This is a genomic window from Streptomyces tanashiensis, from assembly GCF_014648895.1.
Lineage (GTDB): Bacteria > Actinomycetota > Actinomycetes > Streptomycetales > Streptomycetaceae > Streptomyces > Streptomyces tanashiensis.
In genome coordinates, this window is sequence record NZ_BMRZ01000021.1 from 44,837 (window position 1) to 65,416 (window position 20,580).

The window sequence follows — 20,580 nt, forward strand, 5'->3', positions numbered from 1 at the left end:
CATCACGAAGAGGTTTCCCGTGTCCGATTCCACCGACTCCCGCACCACGCTCGACCTGGAGGCCTTCCCGCCGGACTTCGCCTGGGGCACGGCGACCTCCGCCTACCAGATCGAGGGCGCCGTCGCCGAGGACGGCCGCGCCCCCTCCATCTGGGACACCTTCTCCCGCGTCCCCGGCGCGATCGACAACGGCGACCACGGCGACACCGCCTGCGACCACTACCACCGCTGGCCCGAGGACATCGCCCTGATGAAGGGCCTCGGCACCGACGCCTACCGGCTCTCCGTCGCCTGGCCGCGGGTCCTCCCCGGCGGCGACGGACCCGTCAACGGCGCCGGGCTCGACTTCTACGACCGGCTCGTCGACGGACTCCTCGACGCCGGCATCACCCCCTCCGTCACCCTCTACCACTGGGACCTGCCGCAGGCCCTCCAGGACCGGGTGACGGACAGCCACGGCGGCTGGACCGAGCGCGCCACCGCCGAACACCTCGCCGCCTACGCCTCCGTCGTCGCGGAACGCCTCGGCGACCGGGTCACCCAGTGGGCGACGCTCAACGAACCGCTCTGCTCGGGCTGGATCGGCCACCTGGAAGGACGGATGGCCCCGGGCCTGACCGACCTCACCGCCGCCGTCCGCGCCTCGTACCACCTCCTCCTCGGCCACGGCCTGGCCACCCAGGCCATCCGCGCCGCAGCGCCCGGCTCCCGGATCGGCCTGGTCACCAACCACTCCACCGTCACGCCCGCCTCCAGCCGGCCCGAGGACATCGCCGCAGCGGCCCGTGCGGACGGCCACACCAACCGCTGGTGGCTCGACCCGGTGTACGGCCGCGGCTTCCCCGCCGACATGCGCGAGCTGTACGGCGTCGAACTCCCGGAGAAGGCGGGCGACCTGGAGGTCATCGCCGCCCCGCTCGACTGGCACGGCCTCAACTACTACTTCCCGGCCACCGTCGCCGACGACCCGGCCGGGCCCGCCCCGTACGCCCGCGAGGTGCGCCTTCCCGACGTCCCCCGCACCGGCATGGACTGGCAGATCGACGCCGGCGGCCTGGAGGCCTTCCTGCTGCGGCTCACCGACGACTACGGTGTGCGGAAGCTGTACGTCACCGAGAACGGCTCGGCCTTCCCCGACTCCGTGGGCCCCGACGGCGAGGTCCACGACCCGGAGCGCACCCTCTACCTGGAGGAGCACCTCGCCGCCTGCGCCCGCGCGCTGCGCAAGGGCGCCCCGCTCGCCGGGTACTACGCCTGGTCCCTGCTCGACAACTTCGAGTGGGCCTACGGCTACGACAAGCGCTTCGGCCTCGTCCACGTCGACTACGCCACCCAGCGCAGGACCGTGAAGACGAGCGGACGCCGGTACGCGGACATCGTGCGCGCCCACCGGGAGACGACCGCGGGCTGACCGGGTAGCCTTCGCGATCCGCCCGAAGGCGAACCGGTAGGCGACACCGAGCGCCCGGAGGGCCGCCCCGACACCACCGGGGCGGCCCTCCGGAGTCCGGTGGTACGGCATCACCGGTCCTCTCTCCTCTGTTCACGCCTTCCCTTCCACGGCTTCCCCGCAGGAGTGCTCATGGCCGACAGCGCCGTCCCGTCCCCTCCCCCAGGGCCCGGCGACGCCGACGAGGGCGTCGCCGAACGGCTGCGTCACCTCCTCGGCCCGGCGACGGTCGTCCGGGACACCGCCCTGACCGGGGGTCTCTACAACTCCGCCCGGCTGCTCGAAATCGACGACGGACGGCGCCTGGTGCTCAAGACCGCGCCCCCGGCGAACGCCCCGGCCCTCACCCACGAGCAGGGTCTCCTCGGCACGGAGGCACTGTTCCACCGGCTCGCCGCCGGAACGGGCGCCCGGGTACCCACCGTCCTTCACCACGAGCCCGCCGGCCCCGGCGCCCCCTCCGAGTGGCTGCTCCTCACCCACCTCGACGGCACCACCTGGGACGCGGCCCGCGACCGGCTCGCACCGGCCGATCACGCGGCACTGCGCCGTCGCCTCGGCGCGAGCCTGGCCCGGATCGCCACGGTCACCGGTGCGGCGTACGGATACCCCCAGGCCGCCGCCGGACTCTCCGCCCCCGACTGGCCCGCCGCGTTCACCGCCATGCTGCGCGCCGTCCTCGCGGACGCGAACCGGTTCGACGTCGCCCTGCCCGCCCCGCCGGGGCTCCTCGCCGAGCTGCCCGTACGGTTCGGCCATCGGCTCGCCGAGGTGCGCCGTCCCGCGCTCGTCCACTTCGACGCCTGGCAGGGGAACGTCGTCATCGCCGGGACCGGGGACGGACCGTGGCGTCTGAGCGGCCTGATCGACGGCGAACGCGCCTTCTTCGGCGACCCGTTGGCCGACCTCGTCGGACTCGATCCGCTCGGCGCGGCCGAGGACGACGCCGACCTCCTGGCCGGCTACCGCTCCGTCACCCCCACCCCCACCCTCGACACCGGGGCGCGCGTCCGCCTCGCCCTCTACCGTGTCTATCTCGCCCTGGTGATGCGCGTGGAATCCGTACCCCGTGCCTACGGCGGAGACTTCGCGACCTGGCTCGACAGCTGGTCGGCGGAGCGCGTCGGGGAACAGCTCGGCCTGCTCGACGCCCTGGAGCCCTGAGCGTCGGGATTCTCTGCTCTTGCGGATCAGGTGGACTCGCGTACGACGAGTACCGGCTCGAACACCTTCGCACCCGGTTCGGAGCGGGCCCCGTCGAGCTGCTCGACCAGGAGACCGGCCATCGCGGCCGCCATCCGTTCGACCGGCTGGCGGACGGTGGTCAGCTGCGGCCGTGCCTTGCGCGCGGCCACCGAGTCGTCGAACCCCACAACGGCCACCGTGCCGGGGACGGCCACACCCTGCTCGCGCAGGTACTGGCAGGCGCCCTGGGCCATCAGGTCGTTGGCGGCGAACACCGCGTCGATCCGGGGGTGGTCCTTCAGGAGCCTGGCCATGGCGCGCCTGCCGCTGTCCACGGTGAACCGGCCCCGGACGACGGGAACCGCCGTGACCCCGTGCGCGGCCAGGGCCTCCATGAAGCCGTCGAGGCGTTCGCCCGCCGTGGGGGCGGTGACCGGCGCGGCGATGAGGGCCGGGCGCCGTCGGCCGGTTGCCCACAGGTGCTCGGCCGCCAGACGCGCGCCGGCGGCGTTGTCGAGGTCGACGAAGCCGCACTGCTCCCCGTCGCGGGGGCGGCCGAACAGCACCGTGGGCAGACCTGCCGCCATCAGCATCGCCGGGAGCGGGTCGTTCTCGTCCAGCGGTACGACCAGGGCTCCGTCGGCGCCACCCTGCCGGAGGTACTCGACGAGCTGGGTCCTGGCCTGTTCGGACTCGGCGACGAGGAGCACCGGCTGGATCGCGCGCCGGCGCAGGACGGGCAGAACGCCGTCCACCACCCGCCCGAAGAACGGGTCGGAGAACACCCGGGCGGTGAAGGACCTGCCCGTGGCGGAGAGCACGAGCGCGACCGTTCCGGTGCGGCGGGTCACCAGGGAGCGGGCGGCCTGGTTGGGCGTGTAGCCGATGCGGGCGATGGCGTCGCGCACGCTCCGCTGGATGTCGGGGGCCACGTTGCGCACGCCGTTGACGACGCGGGACACCGTCGCGCGCGACACCCCCGCCTCACGTGCGACGTCTTCCAGAGTCGGTGCTCGATTCCCCACCCACGCACCTTAACGGTGTCGCGTGTCCGGTGGGAGGACGGTCCACGGCCGGACCGGACCCTTCGATGTCGACCCTTAATGAAAGCCAAAAGAAAAGGCATGTCGTATGCCTTGACCGTCAACTCGCCCTGCGGGCAAGGTTTCGGGAGAGCGCTCTCCCACATTTCCCCCATGTATCCAGAGGAGACCCCATGTCTTCCGTCGGGTCCCCGCCGGTCTTCCGGCGCCCCGCCTCAGCCGTCCGACGGGCCACCGTCGGCGCACTCGTCTCGTCGCTGGCCGGCGGCCTGCTCGCCCTGGCCCCCGCGACGACGGCACACGCCGCCCCCGCCCTGCTCTCGCAGGGCAGGCCGGCCACCGCCTCCTCCACGGAAGGGGCCTCCTTCTCCGCGGGCGCCGCCGTCGACGGCGACCTCACCGGAACCCGCTGGGCCAGCTCCTGGCAGGACGCCCAGTGGATCCAGGTCGACCTCGGCAGCAGCGCCACGCTCAGCCACGCCGTCCTCACCTGGGAAGCCGCCTACGGCAAGAGCTACGACATCCAGGCCTCCGAGAACGGCACCGACTGGCGGACCGTCACCTCCGTCACCGCGGGCGACGGAGGCACCGACAACATCACGCTCTCCGGAACCGGCCGCTACATCCGTATGAACGGCCTCACCCGGGCCACCGGATACGGCTTCTCCCTCTGGGAGTTCCAGGTCTACGGCACCACCGGCGGCACCGTCCCGACCCTGCCCGGCGGCGGCGACCTCGGCCCCAACGTGCACGTCGTCGACCCGTCCACCCCCGGCATCCAGGCCAAGCTGGACCAGGTCTTCCAGGAGCAGGAGTCGGCCCAGTTCGGCAGCGGCCGGCACGCCTTCCTCTTCAAGCCCGGCACGTACAACGGCCTCAACGCCCAGATCGGCTTCTACACCCAGATCGCCGGCCTCGGTCTGCGCCCCGACGACACCACCATCAACGGTGACGTGACCGTCGACGCGGGCTGGTTCAACGGCAACGCCACCCAGAACTTCTGGCGCGGCGCCGAGAACCTGGCCGTCGCCCCGGTCAACGGCACCGACCGCTGGGCCGTCTCGCAGGCCTCCTCCTTCCGCCGCATGCACGTCAAGGGCGGACTCAACCTCGCGCCGGACGGCTACGGCTGGGCCAGCGGCGGCTACATCGCCGACTCCAAGATCGACGGCCAGATCGGCAACTACTCCCAGCAGCAGTGGTACACCCGGGACAGCTCCATCGGCGGCTGGTCCAACAGCGTCTGGAACCAGGTCTTCTCGGGTGTCGAGGGCGCTCCGGCCACCTCCTTCCCGGAGCCCCGCTACACCACCCTCGACACCACCCCCGTCTCCCGCGAGAAGCCCTTCCTCTACCTGGACGGCAACGAGTACAAGGTGTTCGCGCCCGCCAAGCGCGTGAACGCCCGCGGCACCAGCTGGGCGAACGGCACCCCGCAGGGCGAGTCCATCCCCCTGAGCCAGTTCTACGTGGTCAAGCCGGGCGCCACCGCCGCCACGATCAACCAGGCGCTCGCCCAGGGCCTGCACCTGCTCTTCACCCCGGGCGTCTACCACGTCGACCAGACCATCAACGTGAACCGCGCGAACACCATCGTGCTCGGCCTCGGCCTCGCCACGATCATCCCGGACAACGGCGTCACCGCGATGAAGGTCGCCGACGTCGACGGCGTCCGGCTCGCCGGCTTCCTGATCGACGCGGGACCGGTCAACTCCCCGGTCCTGCTGGAGATCGGCCCGCAGAACGCCGCGGCGGACCACGCCGCCAACCCCACCACCGTTCAGGACGTGTACGTCCGCATCGGCGGGGCCGGCGCGGGCAAGGCGACCACCAGCATCGTCGTGAACAGCGACGACACGATCGTCGACCACACCTGGGTCTGGCGCGCCGACCACGGCGAGGGCGTCGGCTGGGAGACCAACCGGGCCGACTACGGCGTCCGCGTCAACGGTGACGACGTGCTCGCCACCGGCCTGTTCGTCGAGCACTTCAACAAGTACGACGTCGAGTGGTACGGCGAGCGCGGCCGCACCGTCTTCTTCCAGAACGAGAAGGCGTACGACGCCCCCAACCAGGCCGCCATCCAGAACGGCTCGACGAAGGGCTACGCCGCCTACCGGGTGGACGACTCGGTGAACACCCACGAGGGCTGGGGCCTCGGCAGCTACTGCTACTACAACGTGGACCCGACGATCCGCCAGGACCACGGCTTCAAGGCGCCCGCCAAGCCCGGCGTGAAGTTCCACAGCCTGCTCACCGTCTCACTCGGCGGCAACGGTCACTTCGACCACGTCATCAACGGCATCGGAGCACCCACCGAAGGCACCTCCACGGTGCCCTCGACCGTCGTCAACTTCCCCTGACGGACCGCCGGGACGCGCCTTCGCACCGGTGCGTCCCGGCCCTCCCCACCCCTTCCGGGCGACGCCCAGTCCCCGCCGCGCCGCCCGGAAGGCGATCCCCTCCCCCCTCCCGTTCTCCGTCCAGGAGCCGCCATGACCGCGACCACCACCCCGCCGACACGAAGGCGCGCCGGCGCCCGCACGACGACCTCGCTCGTCTCCGTCGGGGCCCTGCTCGCCACCGCCCTCTCCTCCGCCACCCTGCTGACCGCGGCACCCGCCACCGCCGCCGAGACCCTCCTCTCCCAGGGGAAGACCGCCACCGCCTCCTCGACGGAGGGCGCCGCCTGGGCGGCGTCGGCCGCGTTCGACGGCGACCTCACCGGAACCCGCTGGGCGAGCCAGTGGAGCGACGCCCAGTGGATCCAGGTCGACCTGGGCAGCAGCGCGAACATCAGCCGCGTCGTCCTGAACTGGGAGGGCGCCTACGGCAAGGCGTACGACATCCAGCTGTCCGACAACGGCAGCGACTGGCGCACCGTCAAGTCCGTGACCGCGGGCGACGGGGGCACCGACGAGCTCGCGGTCTCCGGGACCGGCCGCTACGTCCGCCTCCAGGGCGTCACCCGCGGCACCGGCTACGGCTACTCCCTGTGGGAGTTCCAGGTGTACGGCGGCGGATCCACCCCGCCCGAACCCGGCGGCGCCGTCCGCGTGAGCGGCACCCAGGGCAACTGGCAGCTGACGGTGGGAGGGCAGCCGTACACCGTCAAGGGCGTCACCTGGGGTCCCGCGATGGCCGACGCCCCCCGCTACATGCCGGACGTGAAGTCCATGGGCGTCAACACCGTCCGCACCTGGGGGACCGACGCCGGCACGAAGCCGCTGCTCGACGCGGCGGCCGCCAACGGCGTCAAGGTGATCAACGGCTTCTGGCTGCAGCCGGGCGGCGGCCCGGGCTCCGGCGGCTGCGTCAACTACGTGACGGACACCGCGTACAAGGACAACGCCCTCAACGAGTTCGCGAAGTGGGTCGACACCTACAGGTCGCATCCGGCCACGCTCCTGTGGAACGTCGGCAACGAGTCCGTCCTCGGTCTGCAGAACTGCTACAGCGGCACCGAGCTGGAGGCCCAGCGCAACGCGTACACGACCTTCGTCAACGACGTCGCCAAGAAGATCCACTCGATCGACCCGAACCACCCCGTCACCTCCACGGACGCCTGGACCGGCGCCTGGCCCTACTACAAGCGCAACGCACCGGACCTGGACCTGTACTCGATGAACGCGTACGGCGACATCTGCGGGGTCCGTGAGGACTGGGTGGAGGGCGGCTACACCAAGCCGTACATCATCACGGAGACCGGACCCGCCGGCGAGTGGGAGACCCCCAAGGACGCCAACGGCGTCCCCGACGAGCCCACCGACGTCCAGAAGGCCGACGGGTACACCAAGGCCTGGAACTGCGTCACCGGGCACCAGGGCGTCGCCCTCGGCGCGACGGTCTTCCACTACGGCATCGAGCACGACTTCGGCGGCGTCTGGTTCAACCTCCTCCCCGACGGCCTGAAGCGCCTCTCGTACTACGCCCTCAAGAAGGCGTACACGGGCTCCGTCGCGGGCGACAACACCCCGCCGGTCATCAGCGGCATGACGGTCACGCCCGCCGGCTCCGCACCGGCCGGCGGCGAGTTCACGGTCCGCGCCGACGTCCGCGACCCCGACGGCGACCCCGTCACCACCAAGATCTACCTGAGCGGCAACTACGCCAACGGCGACAAGCGACTGATCGACGCGCAGTACCGCTCCCTCGGCAACGGCACCTTCGCCGTCACCGCACCCGAGAAGCTCGGCGTGTGGAAGGTGTACGTGCAGGCCGAGGACGGCCGCGGCAACGCGGGCATCGAGACGAAGTCCGTCAAGGTCGTCGCCCCGCCCGTCGCCGGGACGAACATCGCTCTCGGAAGGCCCACCACCGCCTCCTCCTTCCAGGCCTCCTACGGCGACTGCCCCTGCCCCGCCGCCAACGCCACCGACGGCAACACCACCACGCGCTGGGCCAGCGACTGGAGCGACCCGCAGTGGATCCGGGTCGACCTCGGCTCGGTCCGCTCGTTCAACCGGCTCCAGCTGGTCTGGGACCCGGCCTACGCCCGCGCCTACGAGGTCCAGGTCTCCGACGACGGCAACTCCTGGCGGACCCTCCACGCCACCGCCGCCGGCAACGGCGACGTCGACACCATCGAGACCGGTGCCACCGCACGGTACGTCAGGCTCCAGCTCACCGCGCGCGGCACCGGCTGGGGCTACTCGCTCCACGAGTTCGGCATCTACAGCTGACCCCTCCCTCAGGAGAACGAGGAGATCACGATGAGAATCCGCGGCAGAACCCTGTCCGCCTTACTGCTCGCCGCCGCCCTGGGCGTCTCCGCCCTGACCGTCGACGCCTACACCGCCGTCGCCGACGGCGCGGCCCCGGCGCCGGCCTCCGCCCACGCCGGACACGCGGCGGGCGCCTCCACCGGCGCGCACGTCATGGGCGCCTCTGCCCTCCCGTCGGCCGACGACGCCGACGGAGACGGGTACATCCCGGCCGTCCCGCAGGTCACCGGCGTGACGCCGTCCGACAGGACACCGGCCCCCGCGTACCACCACGAGTTCCAGGCCAACTGCTCGGTCACGCACACCGCGCCGGACGACCCGATCGTCTACCCGGGCCAGCCGGGCGCGTCGCACGACCACACGTTCATGGGCAACACCTCCACGAACGCCCACTCCACCACCGCCTCCCTGACCGGCGGGGCCACCACCTGCAACGCGCCCGCCGACTCCTCCGCGTACTGGATGCCCTCGCTGTTCAAGGGCGACCAGAAGATCCTCCCCGTCGGGCCCCAGGTCATCTACTACAAGTCGGGCGTCACCGACTACACGAGCGTCCGTCCCTTCCCCAAGGGACTGCGGTTCGTCGTCGGCAGCCCGATGCAGAGCGCCCAGGAGTTCCGCGGCCACAAGGGCTTCGTCGAGGGCTGGGAATGCGGTGACAGCTTCTTCAACGTCGACTTCCCGGCGAGCTGTCCGAGCCGGCCCGACGTGCAGCTCAACATCCGCTTCCAGGCCCCCAGCTGCTGGAACGGCCTGTACCTCGACACCCCCGACCACAAGAGCCACATGGCCTACCCGGTGGTCAAGCCCGGCACCAACGACAACATGTGCCCGGCCTCCCACCCGGTCGCCCTGCCGATGATCGAGTTCAAGATGGCCTTCCCGGTCAACGGCGACATGTCACAGGTCCGGCTCTCCAGCGGCCGCGGCTACTCCTTCCACTACGACTTCTTCAACGCGTGGGAGGAGCGCACCCTCAAGGCTCTGGTGGACCACTGCATCGTCGGCGGCCTGCAGTGCGACACGCGCGGCTACGACCTGTACCACCCCGAGCGCGGCGCGGTGCTGAACGCCGACCACCGCCTGCCCTGACCCGCCTTCCCGTACACGGCCCGGACGCCCGCGAGGGCGCCCGGGCCTCTTTCCCGTCCGCCTTCCGCCTTCCGCCTTCCGCCTTCCGCCTTCCGCCTTCCGCCTTCCGCCTTCCGCCTTCCGCCTTCCGCCAACAGGAGCACCCCATGTCCGCGCCCGCCCCCTCCGCCACCGCCCACCACGACGCGCTCATCGACCGGCTGCCCCCGCACTTCCGCTTCGGCGCCGCCACCTCCGCCTTCCAGATCGAGGGGGCCTCCGACGAGGACGGCCGCACACCGTCCATCTGGGACACCTTCTCCCGCGTCCCCGGAGCCGTCGACAACGGCGACACCGGCGACGTCGCGTGCGACCACTACCACCGCATGCCCGAGGACGTCGCGCTGCTCGCCGATCTCGGCCTCGACACCTACCGGTTCTCCGTCTCCTGGCCCCGCGTCCAGCCGCACGGACGCGGCGCGGCCAACCCGGCCGGCATCGGGTTCTACGACCGTCTGGTCGACGAGCTCCTCGCGCGCGACATCACCCCCTGGCTCACCCTGTACCACTGGGACCTGCCCCAGGAGCTCCAGGACGCCGGCGGCTGGCCCGCCCGCGACACCGCCCACCGCTTCGCCGACTACGCGGACCTCGTCCACGAGCGCCTCGGCGACCGCGTCGCCCACTGGACCACCCTCAACGAGCCCTTCTGCTCGGCCGTGCTCGGCCATGTCGAAGGCATCCACGCCCCCGGGGGCCGCTCCTTCGCCGACGGGGTGCGTGCCGTGCACCACCTGCACCTCGCCCACGGTCTCGCGGTCCAGCGCCTGCGCTCCGCCGCGCGGCGCCCGCTCGACCTGGCCGTCACCCACCTGCTCGGCACCAGCGGGCCCGCGACCGACTCGGAGGCCGACCGCGAGGCCGCCCGCCGGGCCGACGCCCTCGGATTCCGCTTCTACCTCGACCCGATCCTGTGCGGCCGGTACCCGGAGGACCTCGTCGACGACCTCGCCGTACGGGGCATCGAGATCCCGGTCCATGACGGGGACCTGGAGATCATCTCCAGTCCCATCGACACCCTGGGCGTCAACTACTACCGCTCCATGCGCACCTCGGGGGCGGACGAACGGGGCGCCACCGCCGACGCCCACGGCGTCCCCGTCACCCGGAACCTGCCGCACGGCGGTCTCCCGGTCACCGGCCTCGGCTGGGAGGTGATGCCGCACGACCTCACCGCTCTGCTGCTGCGCATCGCACAGGACTACCCGGGTACACCGATGGTGGTCACCGAGAACGGCGCGGCGTACGACGACGTTCCCGACGCGCACGGCTTCGTCGACGACGCCGAACGCACCGCCTATCTCGCGGCCCACCTCGCCGCCGTGGCCGAGGCGCGCACCCGCGGGGCCGACGTCCGCGGCTACTTCGCCTGGTCGCTCCTCGACAACTTCGAATGGGCGTACGGCTACGACAAGCGTTTCGGTCTCGTCCGCGTCGACTACCCCACCCAGGCCCGTACGCCCAAGCGCAGTGCTCTGTGGCTGCGCGACACGGCCCGGCGCGTTCGCGGGGACGCCCTGCACGGGTGATGCGGTCAGGGCCGCACACATGTCGTCAAGACTTCACAGCAGCATGCCTCGAAGCCCAACTACAGGCGCATTCAGGTGCGTTGTGCGTTCAAGCTCTGAATGCGCGGAGTCTTGACGCGCCTGGTTCAGACCTTTACATTCGCCGATCAGAAAGTGGGATGACGTTCACATCCTTGAACTTCGCTCTGGCTCCCCGGTACCCGGACACGTCCCACCGACGAACCGCCCCCCACCCGAGAGGACCTCCCATGCACCGGACCCGCCTGCCACTCACCGTGGCGACACTCGCTCTCGCCGCCGGTGGTGTCACCGTCGCCACCGACGCCCCCGCCGAAGCCGCAGCCGGTCGCATCACCGGGATCGGCGGCAAGTGCGTCGACGTGGCCGGCGGCACCACGGCGAACGGCACCGCCGTCCAGATCTACGACTGCAACGCCACCGCCGCCCAGAACTGGGACGTGGGCGCCGACGGCACCATCAAAGCCCTCGGCAAGTGTCTGGACGTGACCTCGGGCGGAACGGCCAACGGGTCGACGGTGCAGCTCTGGGAGTGCAACGGCTCCGCCGCCCAGCGATGGACGGTGACCGCGGCCCGCGACATCGTCAACCCGCAGGCGGACAAGTGTCTGGACGCCACCGGCAACAGCTCCGCCAACAGCACCCGGCTGCAGATCTGGACGTGCACCGGAGCGGCCAACCAGAAGTGGTCGGCTCCCCCGGCCGGCGGAACCGACCCGGCTCCCGGCGGGAACATGGCCGTCGCTCCGTACCTCTACAACGGCTGGGGGAACCCACCGAGCCCGACGACGGTCATGAACGCCACCGGCGTCAAGTGGTTCACGCTCGCCTTCGTCCTCAGCAACGGCTACTGCAACCCCCAGTGGGACGGCGGCCGTCCCCTCGTCGGCGGCGTCGACCAGCAGACGGTCAACACCGTCCGGGCGGCCGGCGGCGACGTCATACCCTCCTTCGGCGGGTGGAGCGGCAACAAGCTGGAGAGCTCCTGCTCCAGCTCCGGTGAGCTCGCCGCCGCCTACCAGAAGGTCATCGACGCGTACGGCCTGAAGGCCATCGACATCGACATCGAGGCCGCGGCCTACGACAGCCCCACCGTCCAGCAGCGCACCGTGGACGCCCTGAAGAAGGTCCGGGCCGACAACCCCGGCCTCAAGGTGTACATCACCTTCGGCACCGGCCAGAACGGCCCCGACACCAGCCTCATCAACCGCGCGGCCACGTCCGGCCTGACCGTCGACAGCTGGACCATCATGCCGTTCAACTTCGGCGGCAACGGACAGAACATGGGCACCCTGACGGTCCGCGCGGCCGAGGGGCTCAAGACCGCGGTGAAGAACGCGTACGGCTACAGCGACGACCAGGCCTACCGCCACACCGGCATCTCCTCGATGAACGGCGTCACGGACGTGGGCGAGACCATCACCCAGGCCGACTTCCGCACCATCCTCGCGTACGCGCAGCAGCGCCACCTGGCCCGGCTCACCTTCTGGTCCGTCAACCGCGACCGGCCCTGCACCGGCGGCGGCGCCGACACCTGCTCCGGCATCGGCCAGCAGGCGTGGGAGTTCACCAGGATCCTCGCGGCCTACAACGGCTGACCGCCGGCCAGGCCACGGCACTTTCGGTACGACTCCTCCCGACCCCTCACCCCCCACCTAGGAGCCCCATGCCTCCCGTCCGAGGGGACGCCGGACCCCGGCGCCCCGCCCGTACCCGCCCTCGCCCCCACCCTCTCGGAGCGGCCCTGGCCGCCGGCGCGGCGTTCTGCTCGGCGCTGGTCGCCGCCTCCCCCGGCTCCGCCACGGCCGCGGTCGGCTCGGCCGCCGCCGAGGTCCCCACGGGCCTGGTCACCGTCGTGAACTCCGGCAGCGGCAAGTGCCTCGACGCCCGCGCCGCCGCCACCGCCAACGGCACCGCCGTCCAGCAGTACGCGTGCAACGGCACCACCGCGCAGCAGTGGACCATCGCCCAGACCTCGGACGGCCACGTCAGGATCGGCAGCCGCAACGACTCCGCGCAGGTCGTCGACGTCAAGGACGTCTCCACCGCCGACAACGCCGCCGTCCACCTGTGGACGTACGGCGGCGGCCTCAACCAGCAGTGGCGGGCCGTCGACGAGGGAGGCGGTGCCTTCCACCTCGTCAACCGCAACAGCGGGAAGTGCCTCGACGTCCCCGCGGCGTCGACCGCCGACAGCGTCCCGCTCGTCCAGTACACCTGCAACGGCTCGGCCGCCCAGCGCTTCCAGGTCACCCCCGTGAGCACCGCGCCGGGCGACGTCGACCTCGGCCCCAACGTCGTCGTCCTCGACCCGTCGATGCCCTCGGCCACCGTCCAGAACCGTCTGAACACGATCTTCCAGCGGCAGGAGACCAACCAGTTCGGGCCGGAGCGGTACGCCGTCCTGTTCAAGCCGGGCACGTACAACAACGATGTCAACGTCGGCTTCTACACCCAGGTCATCGGCCTCGGTCAGTCGCCCGACGCCGTGACGATCAACGGCGCCGTGCACGTGGAGGCCGACTGGTTCCCGCCCCAGAACGCGACCCAGAACTTCTGGCGCGGCGCCGAGAACCTGTCCGTCAACCCCACCGGCGGCACCGACCGCTGGGCCGTCTCCCAGGCGTCGGCGTACCGCCGGATGCATGTGCGCGGCAACCTGGAGCTGAGCGACGGCGGCTGGTCCAGCGGCGGCTTCATGGCCGACACCAAGATCGACGGCCAGGTGCGCTCCGGCACCCAGCAACAGTGGCTGACCCGCAACTCCCAGCTCGGCTCCTGGACGGGCTCGAACTGGAACATGGTGTTCGTCGGCAGCCAGGGCGTCCCCGGCACCAGCTTCCCCAACCCGCCCTACACGACCGTGGACCGCACCCCCGTCGTCCGCGAGAAGCCCTTCCTCACCGTCGACGCCACCGGCGCCTACAAGGTCGTCGTGCCCGCCCCGCGCAACGACTCCACCGGCACCACGTGGGCCGCCGGCGGCGCCCCCGCCGGGACCCAGCTCGACATGGACCGCTTCCACATCGTGAAGCCGGGCGCGACGGCGGCCGGGATCAACGCCGCCCTCGCCGCGGGCAAGGACCTCCTGGTGACCCCCGGCGTGTACCACCTCGACCAGACCCTCCGGGTCACCCGCCCCGACACCGTGATACTCGGCCTCGGTCTCGCCACCTTCGTCCCCGACAACGGCGTCACCGCCATGACCGTCGCCGACGTCGACGGGGTGAAGATCGCGGGCATCCTCTTCGACGCCGGTACGGTCAACTCGCCGTCCCTGCTGGAGCTCGGCCCCACGGGATCGTCCGCCTCCCACGCGACGAACCCGACCTCGCTCCACGACGTCTACTTCCGGGTCGGCGGCGCGGCCGTCGGCAAGGCCACCACCAGCCTGGTCGTCAACAGCGACCACGTCATCGGCGACCACCTGTGGGTCTGGCGCGCGGACCACGGCACCGGAGTCGGCTGGACGACCAACACGGCCGACAACGGTCTGGTCGTCAACGGCGACGACGTCACCATGTACGGCCTGTTCGTCGAGCACTACCAGAAGCACCAGACCGTCTGGAACGGCAACCGCGGCCGCACGTACTTCTACCAGAACGAGATGCCGTACGACCCGCCCAACCAGGCCGCCTGGACGAACGGCACCACCCAGGGCTACGCCGCCTACAAGGTCGCCGACTCCGTCACCAGCCATCAGGCCTACGGGCTCGGCAGCTACTGCTATTTCAACGTCAATCCCGGCGTCGCCGCCGAGCACGCCATCGAGGCCCCCAACCGCCCGGACGTCCGCTTCCGGAACATGGTCACCGTCTCCCTCGGCGGCACCGGCACGATCCGCCATGTCGTCAACGACCGCGGCGGCCCGTCCAACTCCTCCACCAACGTCGCGAACCTGGTGAGCTACCCGTGAGACGACTCCTGCTCCGACTCCTCGGCCTCATGGCGCTGGTCCTCGGCCTCGGGACCGTCGCCCCCGCCCAGGCGGCACCCGCCGCGCCGGACTTCCGGGTGATCGCCTTCTACAACGGCACCTGGGACGCGGCCCACATCGACTTCGTCAAGGAGGCCAACGACTGGTTCCCCCGTACCGCGGCCGCCCAGAACTTCGGCTACACGGCGACCACCGACTGGAACCTGCTCGCCAACGGCGGCGTGGACGCGTACGACGTCGTCGTCTTCCTCGACGACGCCCCGCAGAGCGCGGCCCAGCGTGCCGGATTCGAGCGGTACATGCGGGGCGGCGGGGCGTGGCTCGGCTTCCACGTCTCGGCGTTCACCACGAACGCCCCGAGCTGGAACTGGTACTACAACCAGTTCCTGGGCAGCGGGAACTTCCGCTCCAACACCTGGGGCCCGACCACCGCCGTCGTACGCACCGAGAACGCGGCCCACCCCGCGGCGGCGGGCCTGCCCGCGACGTGGACCTCGGCCGTCAGCGAGTGGTACAGCTGGAGCAACGACCTGCGCGCCAACCCGTCCATCAAGGTGCTCGCCTCGGTCGACCCGGTCAGCTTCCCGCTGGGCACCGACCCGAACCAGTCCTGGTACAGCGGTGACTACCCGCTCGTGTGGACCAACACGCAGTACCGCATGCTGTACGCCAACTTCGGCCACAACGCCATGAACTACAGCACCGACACCCGGCTGTCCTCGACCTTCGCCAGCCCCACCCAGAACCGTCTCCTGATCGACGGCCTCAAGTGGCTCGCGGGCACCGGCGCCACCACGCCGCCGGGCACCTTCCCCGGGGACTCCTGGTACACGCTGGCCGCGGAGGCGAACGGTCTGTGCGTCGACGCCCGGGCGGCGGGCACGGCCAACGGCACGGCCGTCCAGCAGTACACCTGCAACGGCACCCAGGCCCAGCAGTTCCGCCTCACCCCGACGACCGACGGCTACACCCGCATCGGGGTCCGCAACGCTCCCCAACAGGTCGTCGACGTCGCCGACCGGTCCACCGCCGACGGCGCACCGCTCCAACTGTGGTCCTACGCGGGCGGCGCCAACCAGCAGTGGCTGCCGGTGAGCGAACCGTCCGGCCGCTACCACTTCGTCGCCCGCCACAGCGGCCAGTGCCTCACCGCCGGCGGCGGCACCACGCCGGGGATCCAGCTCGTCCAGCGCCCCTGCGACAGCGGCCCGTCGCAGAGCTTCCGCCCGACCGCGACGCCGTAGGGCCTGTCCGACCCTGATCCGATGGACACCCCCTAGCCCGTCGGCCTCCGCACCAGGTCTCAGCGCACTCCGCGAGGGCGGAACTGGACACTGATGCGGGGGCCGACGGCGCGGCTCGTCTTGGGGACGGCGTGCTCCCACGTCCGCTGGCAGGAGCCGCCCATCACCACCAGGTCGCCGTGTCCCAGCGGGAGGCGGAGGGCCGTCGGGCCGCCGGAGCGGGGACGGAAGGCGAGGTCGCGGGGGTCGCCGAGGGAGAGGATGGCGACCATCGTGTCGTGGGTGGCGGAGCGGCCGGTCCGGTCGCCGTGCCAGGCGACGCTGTCGTGACCGTCGCGGTAGAGGCAGAGGCCGGCGGTCGCGAAGGGTTCGCCGAGCTCGGCGGCGTAGTGGGCGCCGAGGGCGTCCCGGGCCTGGGCGAGCGCGGGGTGCGGGAGGGGCACGCCCTCCCCGTAGTGGGCCAGGAGCCGGGGCACGGCGACGACGTTGTCGTACATCGGGCGTTCCTCGGCCCGCCAGGGCACCCGCCCGGCCAGCTCCTCGAACAGCGCGTCGGCGCCGTGCAGCCAACCGGGCAGGTGATCGATCCAGGCACCGCCGTCGAGCACCGTCCTCCGGAGCCCGTCCAGCGGGCCGCACCGGATGTCGTCGCCCTGATCGAACAGGGAGGCCTGGAGTCCGGGCAGGGCGGGTCGTGCTGCGGTCATGGGTTCAGCGTAGACCATGAACCGAACACGTGAGCGAATCCTGGCGTGGTCGGCCCGATGGGCGGCACCGTCGAGGCGGCTACGCCTGACCGGCGCGGCGGGCCGGTCGCCCATGCGGCCTCGGAAGCCGCCGGCCCCAGCACCGCCGCCGCATCGATCCATGTCCGCGCACTCACACCTGGCATCGGCCGCCGTCCTCCGGCGTTGGCCCGACCGGGTCCTCCGTACGGGCGCCCGCCGGTGTCGCCCTCCGGGCGGCCGCAGCCCCGGTGAGGATCGGTGCATGGGCGTCGTCCTGCCGGTCCTCTTCGCACTGTTCGCCGCGTTCAGCAACGCGCTGGCCACGGTGCTCCAGCGGCGTGCGGCGCTCACCGTCCCGCAGTCCGACTCCTTCCGCCCCGGACTCGTCCTCGACCTGTTGCGCCGCCCCCTGTGGCTGGCCGGCATCCTCGCCGTCATCGCCGCCGGCGTCGGACAGGCGGCGGCCCTCGCGACCGGGCCCCTGGCCCTGGTGCAACCGCTCTTCGTCCTTGAGCTACCCCTTGCCCTGCTGATCGCCTCCCTCCTGACCCGCGAGCGGCTGCCCGCGCGGCTCTGGGCGGCCGTCGCCGGCGTCGTGGCCGGACTCGGGGTGGCGCTCGCGGCCGCCTCGCCCACAGGCAACCGCACCCACGTGGAACTGGACCGCTGGGTGCCGGTCCTGGTGGCCTGCGCCGTCGCCGTGGTGGTCCTCGCCACCGTCGGACTGCGCAGACCGCCGGGGCGCGCGAGGGCCGGCTGTCTCGGTACCGCGACAGCGATCTGCTACGCGCTCACCGCCGCCCTCATGAAGACGTCCATGCACATCCTCACCGACGACGGCATCGGCGCCTTCCTGACGGCCTGGCAGACCTACGCCTTCTGCGCGGCAGGGATCGCGGCCCTCCTGCTGCTCGAACACGCCATGCAAGGCGGACCACTCGTCGCCTCGCAGCCCGCTCTGACCCTCGGCGACGCCACCGTGAGCCTGGCCCTCGGCATCCTGCTGTACGAGGAACACGTACGGGCGGGCTGGTGGCTGCTGCCCCAGCTCGCGGGCATCGCACTGATCGTCCTCGGAGTGTTCGCCCTGACCCGCAGCGGCGCGGGCGCGACCTGACCGCTCGTCGCCCAGTCGGCCTCGGCGGGGCCCGTCCCCACGCCCTTTGATGAGGCAGGTCCAGGGCCGCCTACGGCGTCGCGGCGCTGCTCAGGCTCAGCCCTTCGGGCAGCTTCCGGAATCGAGGATCTGCTTCTCACCCTCGTTCCCCCAGTACAGGGCAACGACGTAGCGGTCGTACCGCCACCCACCGTTCGTGTCGGCCTCGGCGAGCAGTTTCCTGCAGCCGGTCTTCGCGACCACGTCCGTCAGGTGCGACTGCTGTGCGCGCCCGCCGAGCGGTCCGTAGCCGTCCTCGTCTGCCCACACGTACATCGCGTGCTCCACGGGGTCGAACCCGAGCTTGACCGTGCCCGCGCCAAGAGGCGGCAGGCTCATCTCGCCCGCCCTGGCGTCCCACGCCGCCTGGAGGGCCTTCACCGTGCTGTCCGCGACACGGATCTCGGCCTTGTCGCTGCTGGGGATTCCGGCGGTCGCCAGGCCGGAGTCGTCGCCCAGCCATCTGCCGGCGATCTCGCGGGAACAGCCGTCGGCCGCGTCTCCGAACCCGAGAACCGACTCGTCGTTCGCCTGCTTCCCGTACAGCCAGTACACGGAGAACCGCCCGTACGGCCATGTGGCCGGCTGTTCCTTCAGGTGGCGGGAGGCGACGGTGCATGCGGCCATCTCTCCGATGCGGCGGAACAGATCCTGGTGGTCTTCGGGGATCTGCGGGACGGGACCCGCGGTCACCACGACGGTTTGTGCCTCGCGGTTGAACGTGACGTCGGGAATCGACTGCTCCCAGCCCTTGGTGGCGAGCATCCTCCGGGCGAGGTCTCGGATCTCCTGGGCTGCCGCCGTCTCCTGTGAGGTCTCGGCGCGTGTGCTTGCCGCCCATTCACCGGGCATGGGCTGAGTCTCGTCTTCGGAGCGGGTGTAAGCCGGGTCGGGCACGGATGCGAGCGCGTCTCTGACGGACCGGGGCGTCGGAGGGGCTCCGGTCCGCGCGGCCGGGGTGGTGCTGGAGTTGCTGTCCGTCGACGGTGCGTTGCCATGACTCACGGGCATCGTGGACCGGGCTGTCGTGCTCTTGTCCGTGCTGCCGTGAGACGACGGGAACGCAAGGGCGCCGCCCGCGACTCCGCCGACGACACTCCCGATGACGATGGCGGTGATGACCGCGCGCTTCCGGGACGAGGGACGCCGGATCTGCCAGGCGGGGTCGTCCAGGGTGGGCATGTGCCACTCTGCCTCAATGAGGCCGCCGACCAGGGTCGGTTCCATGCCTGTCGGCACGGGCAGAACCTGCGTCGTCTGGCCGGAGAGCAGGCTGGTGCACCGCTCGGCGGCCTCGTGAGCGGAGGGCCGCTCGTCGGGATTCTTGGCGAGGGCCTTCTCCACGAGCTCCCCCAGAGGTTGAGGAAGACCCGCAAGATCGGGAGCTTCGGACATGACGCGGTACGCGACCACGTCCGGGGCGGCGGTGCCGAACGGAAGCCGTCCGGTGGCGGCGTACGCCACGATCGCTCCCCAGGCGAACATGTCCCCGGCCGGTCCGGCGGTTCCTGTGCGGTAGTGCTCGGGACTGATCCAGCCCGGTGTCCCCGTCATGACGCCGGTGCGAGTGACGGAGGTGCCGTCGGCGGCGTGCGCGATGCCGAAGTCCAGGACGCGGGGTCCGACGGGGGTGAGGATGACGTTCTGCGGCTTCACATCCCGGTGCACCACACCGGCCTGATGGATCGCGGCCAACGCCTGGGCCGTACCGGCGGCGAAGGCATACAGGCTGCCACCTGCGAGCGGCCCGTGCGTGGCCAGGTGCTGATTCAGGGTGGGTCCTGGCGCGTACTCGGTGGCCAGCCAGGGGGTTTCGGTCTCCGTGTCAGCCGCCAGCAGGGGTATCAGGCAGGGGCCCACGACGCGGGAGGAAAGGGTGACTTCACGGCGGAACCGAGCCCGGAACTCAGGGTCCTCCGCCTGCGCCGGGTGGATGACCTTCACCGCGACCCGTACCCCCTGGGGGTCGAGTCCGGCGTGCACCGTTCCCATGCCACCTGCACCGAGACGGCCGATGATCCGGAAAGGGCCCACCTTCTTGGGATCACCCGGGCGGGCAGGCAGAACCCTCCCGCCGGAGCCAGACACACTCACAGGGGCTTCTTCCTTCGACGTCGTTCCGTTGCGAGGAGAACGGGGCAGCCGCCCGAGAGGGCAAGCCCAACCAGCCACGCCAGTCTCACGGCGGATGCTATCCGCGGAACGCCCTGCTGGGACGGCATATCTCAGCAACAGGGCAGCAGCACCGTGGCAGGCACGGTGCGCCGACTCCTGCAGCGGCCTGAGTCTGGGTCAGACAAGGGGTGCGACGCAGACAAGTACGGTGCCGCCGGTCAGGCACGGACTCGACGGAGGAGCTCCTCGGAGCCGGCGTGGCGGCGATCTACGTCGCCGTTCTGGGCCCCAGTTCATCCCCGCCGGCGCAAGCCGCTTCA

General features: G+C 71.4%; 13 protein-coding genes. 10 read left to right on the forward strand and 3 right to left on the reverse strand.

The window, feature by feature from the left end:
• The first annotated feature begins 19 nt into the window (after positions 1 to 19).
• Together IE237_RS36335 and IE237_RS36340 are read left to right on the forward strand one after the other, a co-directional pair.
• The gene (locus IE237_RS36335) at positions 20 to 1,411 is read left to right on the forward strand and encodes a GH1 family beta-glucosidase (RefSeq protein WP_189806455.1); all 1,392 of its coding nucleotides are present in this window, start codon (positions 20 to 22) and stop codon (positions 1,409 to 1,411) included.
• Positions 1,412 to 1,582: 171 nt separating this feature from the next.
• On the forward strand, positions 1,583 to 2,614 hold the full coding sequence (locus IE237_RS36340) for a phosphotransferase family protein (protein ID WP_189806456.1): 1,032 nt from the start codon (positions 1,583 to 1,585) through the stop codon (positions 2,612 to 2,614).
• Between the two features lie 26 nt (positions 2,615 to 2,640).
• Here the strand turns inward: IE237_RS36340 and IE237_RS36345 are convergent, their stop codons facing one another.
• The gene (locus tag IE237_RS36345; RefSeq protein WP_189806457.1) at positions 2,641 to 3,660 is read right to left on the reverse strand and encodes a LacI family DNA-binding transcriptional regulator; all 1,020 of its coding nucleotides are present in this window, start codon (positions 3,658 to 3,660) and stop codon (positions 2,641 to 2,643) included.
• Positions 3,661 to 3,851: 191 nt separating this feature from the next.
• Here IE237_RS36345 and IE237_RS36350 point away from each other — a divergent pair, with 191 nt between their 5' ends.
• The 7 genes from IE237_RS36350 (at position 3,852) to IE237_RS36380 (ending at position 16,261) form a co-directional block, all read left to right on the forward strand.
• A complete protein-coding gene (locus IE237_RS36350) occupies positions 3,852 to 6,041 on the forward strand; it encodes a discoidin domain-containing protein (protein ID WP_189806458.1) in 2,190 nt (729 codons plus the stop codon).
• Between the two features lie 132 nt (positions 6,042 to 6,173).
• On the forward strand, positions 6,174 to 8,360 hold the full coding sequence (locus IE237_RS36355; RefSeq protein WP_189806459.1) for a discoidin domain-containing protein: 2,187 nt from the start codon (positions 6,174 to 6,176) through the stop codon (positions 8,358 to 8,360).
• A gap of 30 nt (positions 8,361 to 8,390) precedes the next feature.
• Positions 8,391 to 9,494 (forward strand): DUF1996 domain-containing protein, encoded by a 1,104-nt coding sequence (locus IE237_RS36360; protein WP_189806460.1) that lies wholly within the window; start codon positions 8,391 to 8,393, stop codon positions 9,492 to 9,494.
• A 146-nt stretch (positions 9,495 to 9,640) separates the two neighbouring features.
• Positions 9,641 to 11,062, forward strand: coding sequence for a GH1 family beta-glucosidase (locus IE237_RS36365; RefSeq protein ID WP_189806461.1), 1,422 nt, complete (start codon positions 9,641 to 9,643; stop codon positions 11,060 to 11,062).
• A 248-nt stretch (positions 11,063 to 11,310) separates the two neighbouring features.
• On the forward strand, positions 11,311 to 12,678 hold the full coding sequence (locus IE237_RS36370; protein WP_189806462.1) for a chitinase: 1,368 nt from the start codon (positions 11,311 to 11,313) through the stop codon (positions 12,676 to 12,678).
• A gap of 68 nt (positions 12,679 to 12,746) precedes the next feature.
• Positions 12,747 to 14,996 (forward strand): RICIN domain-containing protein, encoded by a 2,250-nt coding sequence (locus IE237_RS36375; RefSeq protein WP_189806463.1) that lies wholly within the window; start codon positions 12,747 to 12,749, stop codon positions 14,994 to 14,996.
• Positions 14,997 to 15,025: 29 nt separating this feature from the next.
• The gene (locus IE237_RS36380; RefSeq protein ID WP_189806537.1) at positions 15,026 to 16,261 is read left to right on the forward strand and encodes a ThuA domain-containing protein; all 1,236 of its coding nucleotides are present in this window, start codon (positions 15,026 to 15,028) and stop codon (positions 16,259 to 16,261) included.
• Positions 16,262 to 16,320: 59 nt separating this feature from the next.
• Here the strand turns inward: IE237_RS36380 and IE237_RS36385 are convergent, their stop codons facing one another.
• A complete protein-coding gene (locus IE237_RS36385; RefSeq protein ID WP_189806464.1) occupies positions 16,321 to 16,968 on the reverse strand; it encodes an alpha-ketoglutarate-dependent dioxygenase AlkB family protein in 648 nt (215 codons plus the stop codon).
• Positions 16,969 to 17,251: 283 nt separating this feature from the next.
• Here IE237_RS36385 and IE237_RS36390 point away from each other — a divergent pair, with 283 nt between their 5' ends.
• Complete coding sequence (locus IE237_RS36390; RefSeq protein WP_189806465.1) at positions 17,252 to 18,106, forward strand: DMT family transporter; 855 nt, start codon at positions 17,252 to 17,254, stop codon at positions 18,104 to 18,106.
• Positions 18,107 to 18,202: 96 nt separating this feature from the next.
• On the opposite strand, the gene IE237_RS36395 is transcribed toward IE237_RS36390, so the two are convergent.
• On the reverse strand, positions 18,203 to 20,137 hold the full coding sequence (locus tag IE237_RS36395) for a serine/threonine-protein kinase (protein WP_229843894.1): 1,935 nt from the start codon (positions 20,135 to 20,137) through the stop codon (positions 18,203 to 18,205).
• Between the last annotated feature and the right edge of the window lie 443 nt (positions 20,138 to 20,580).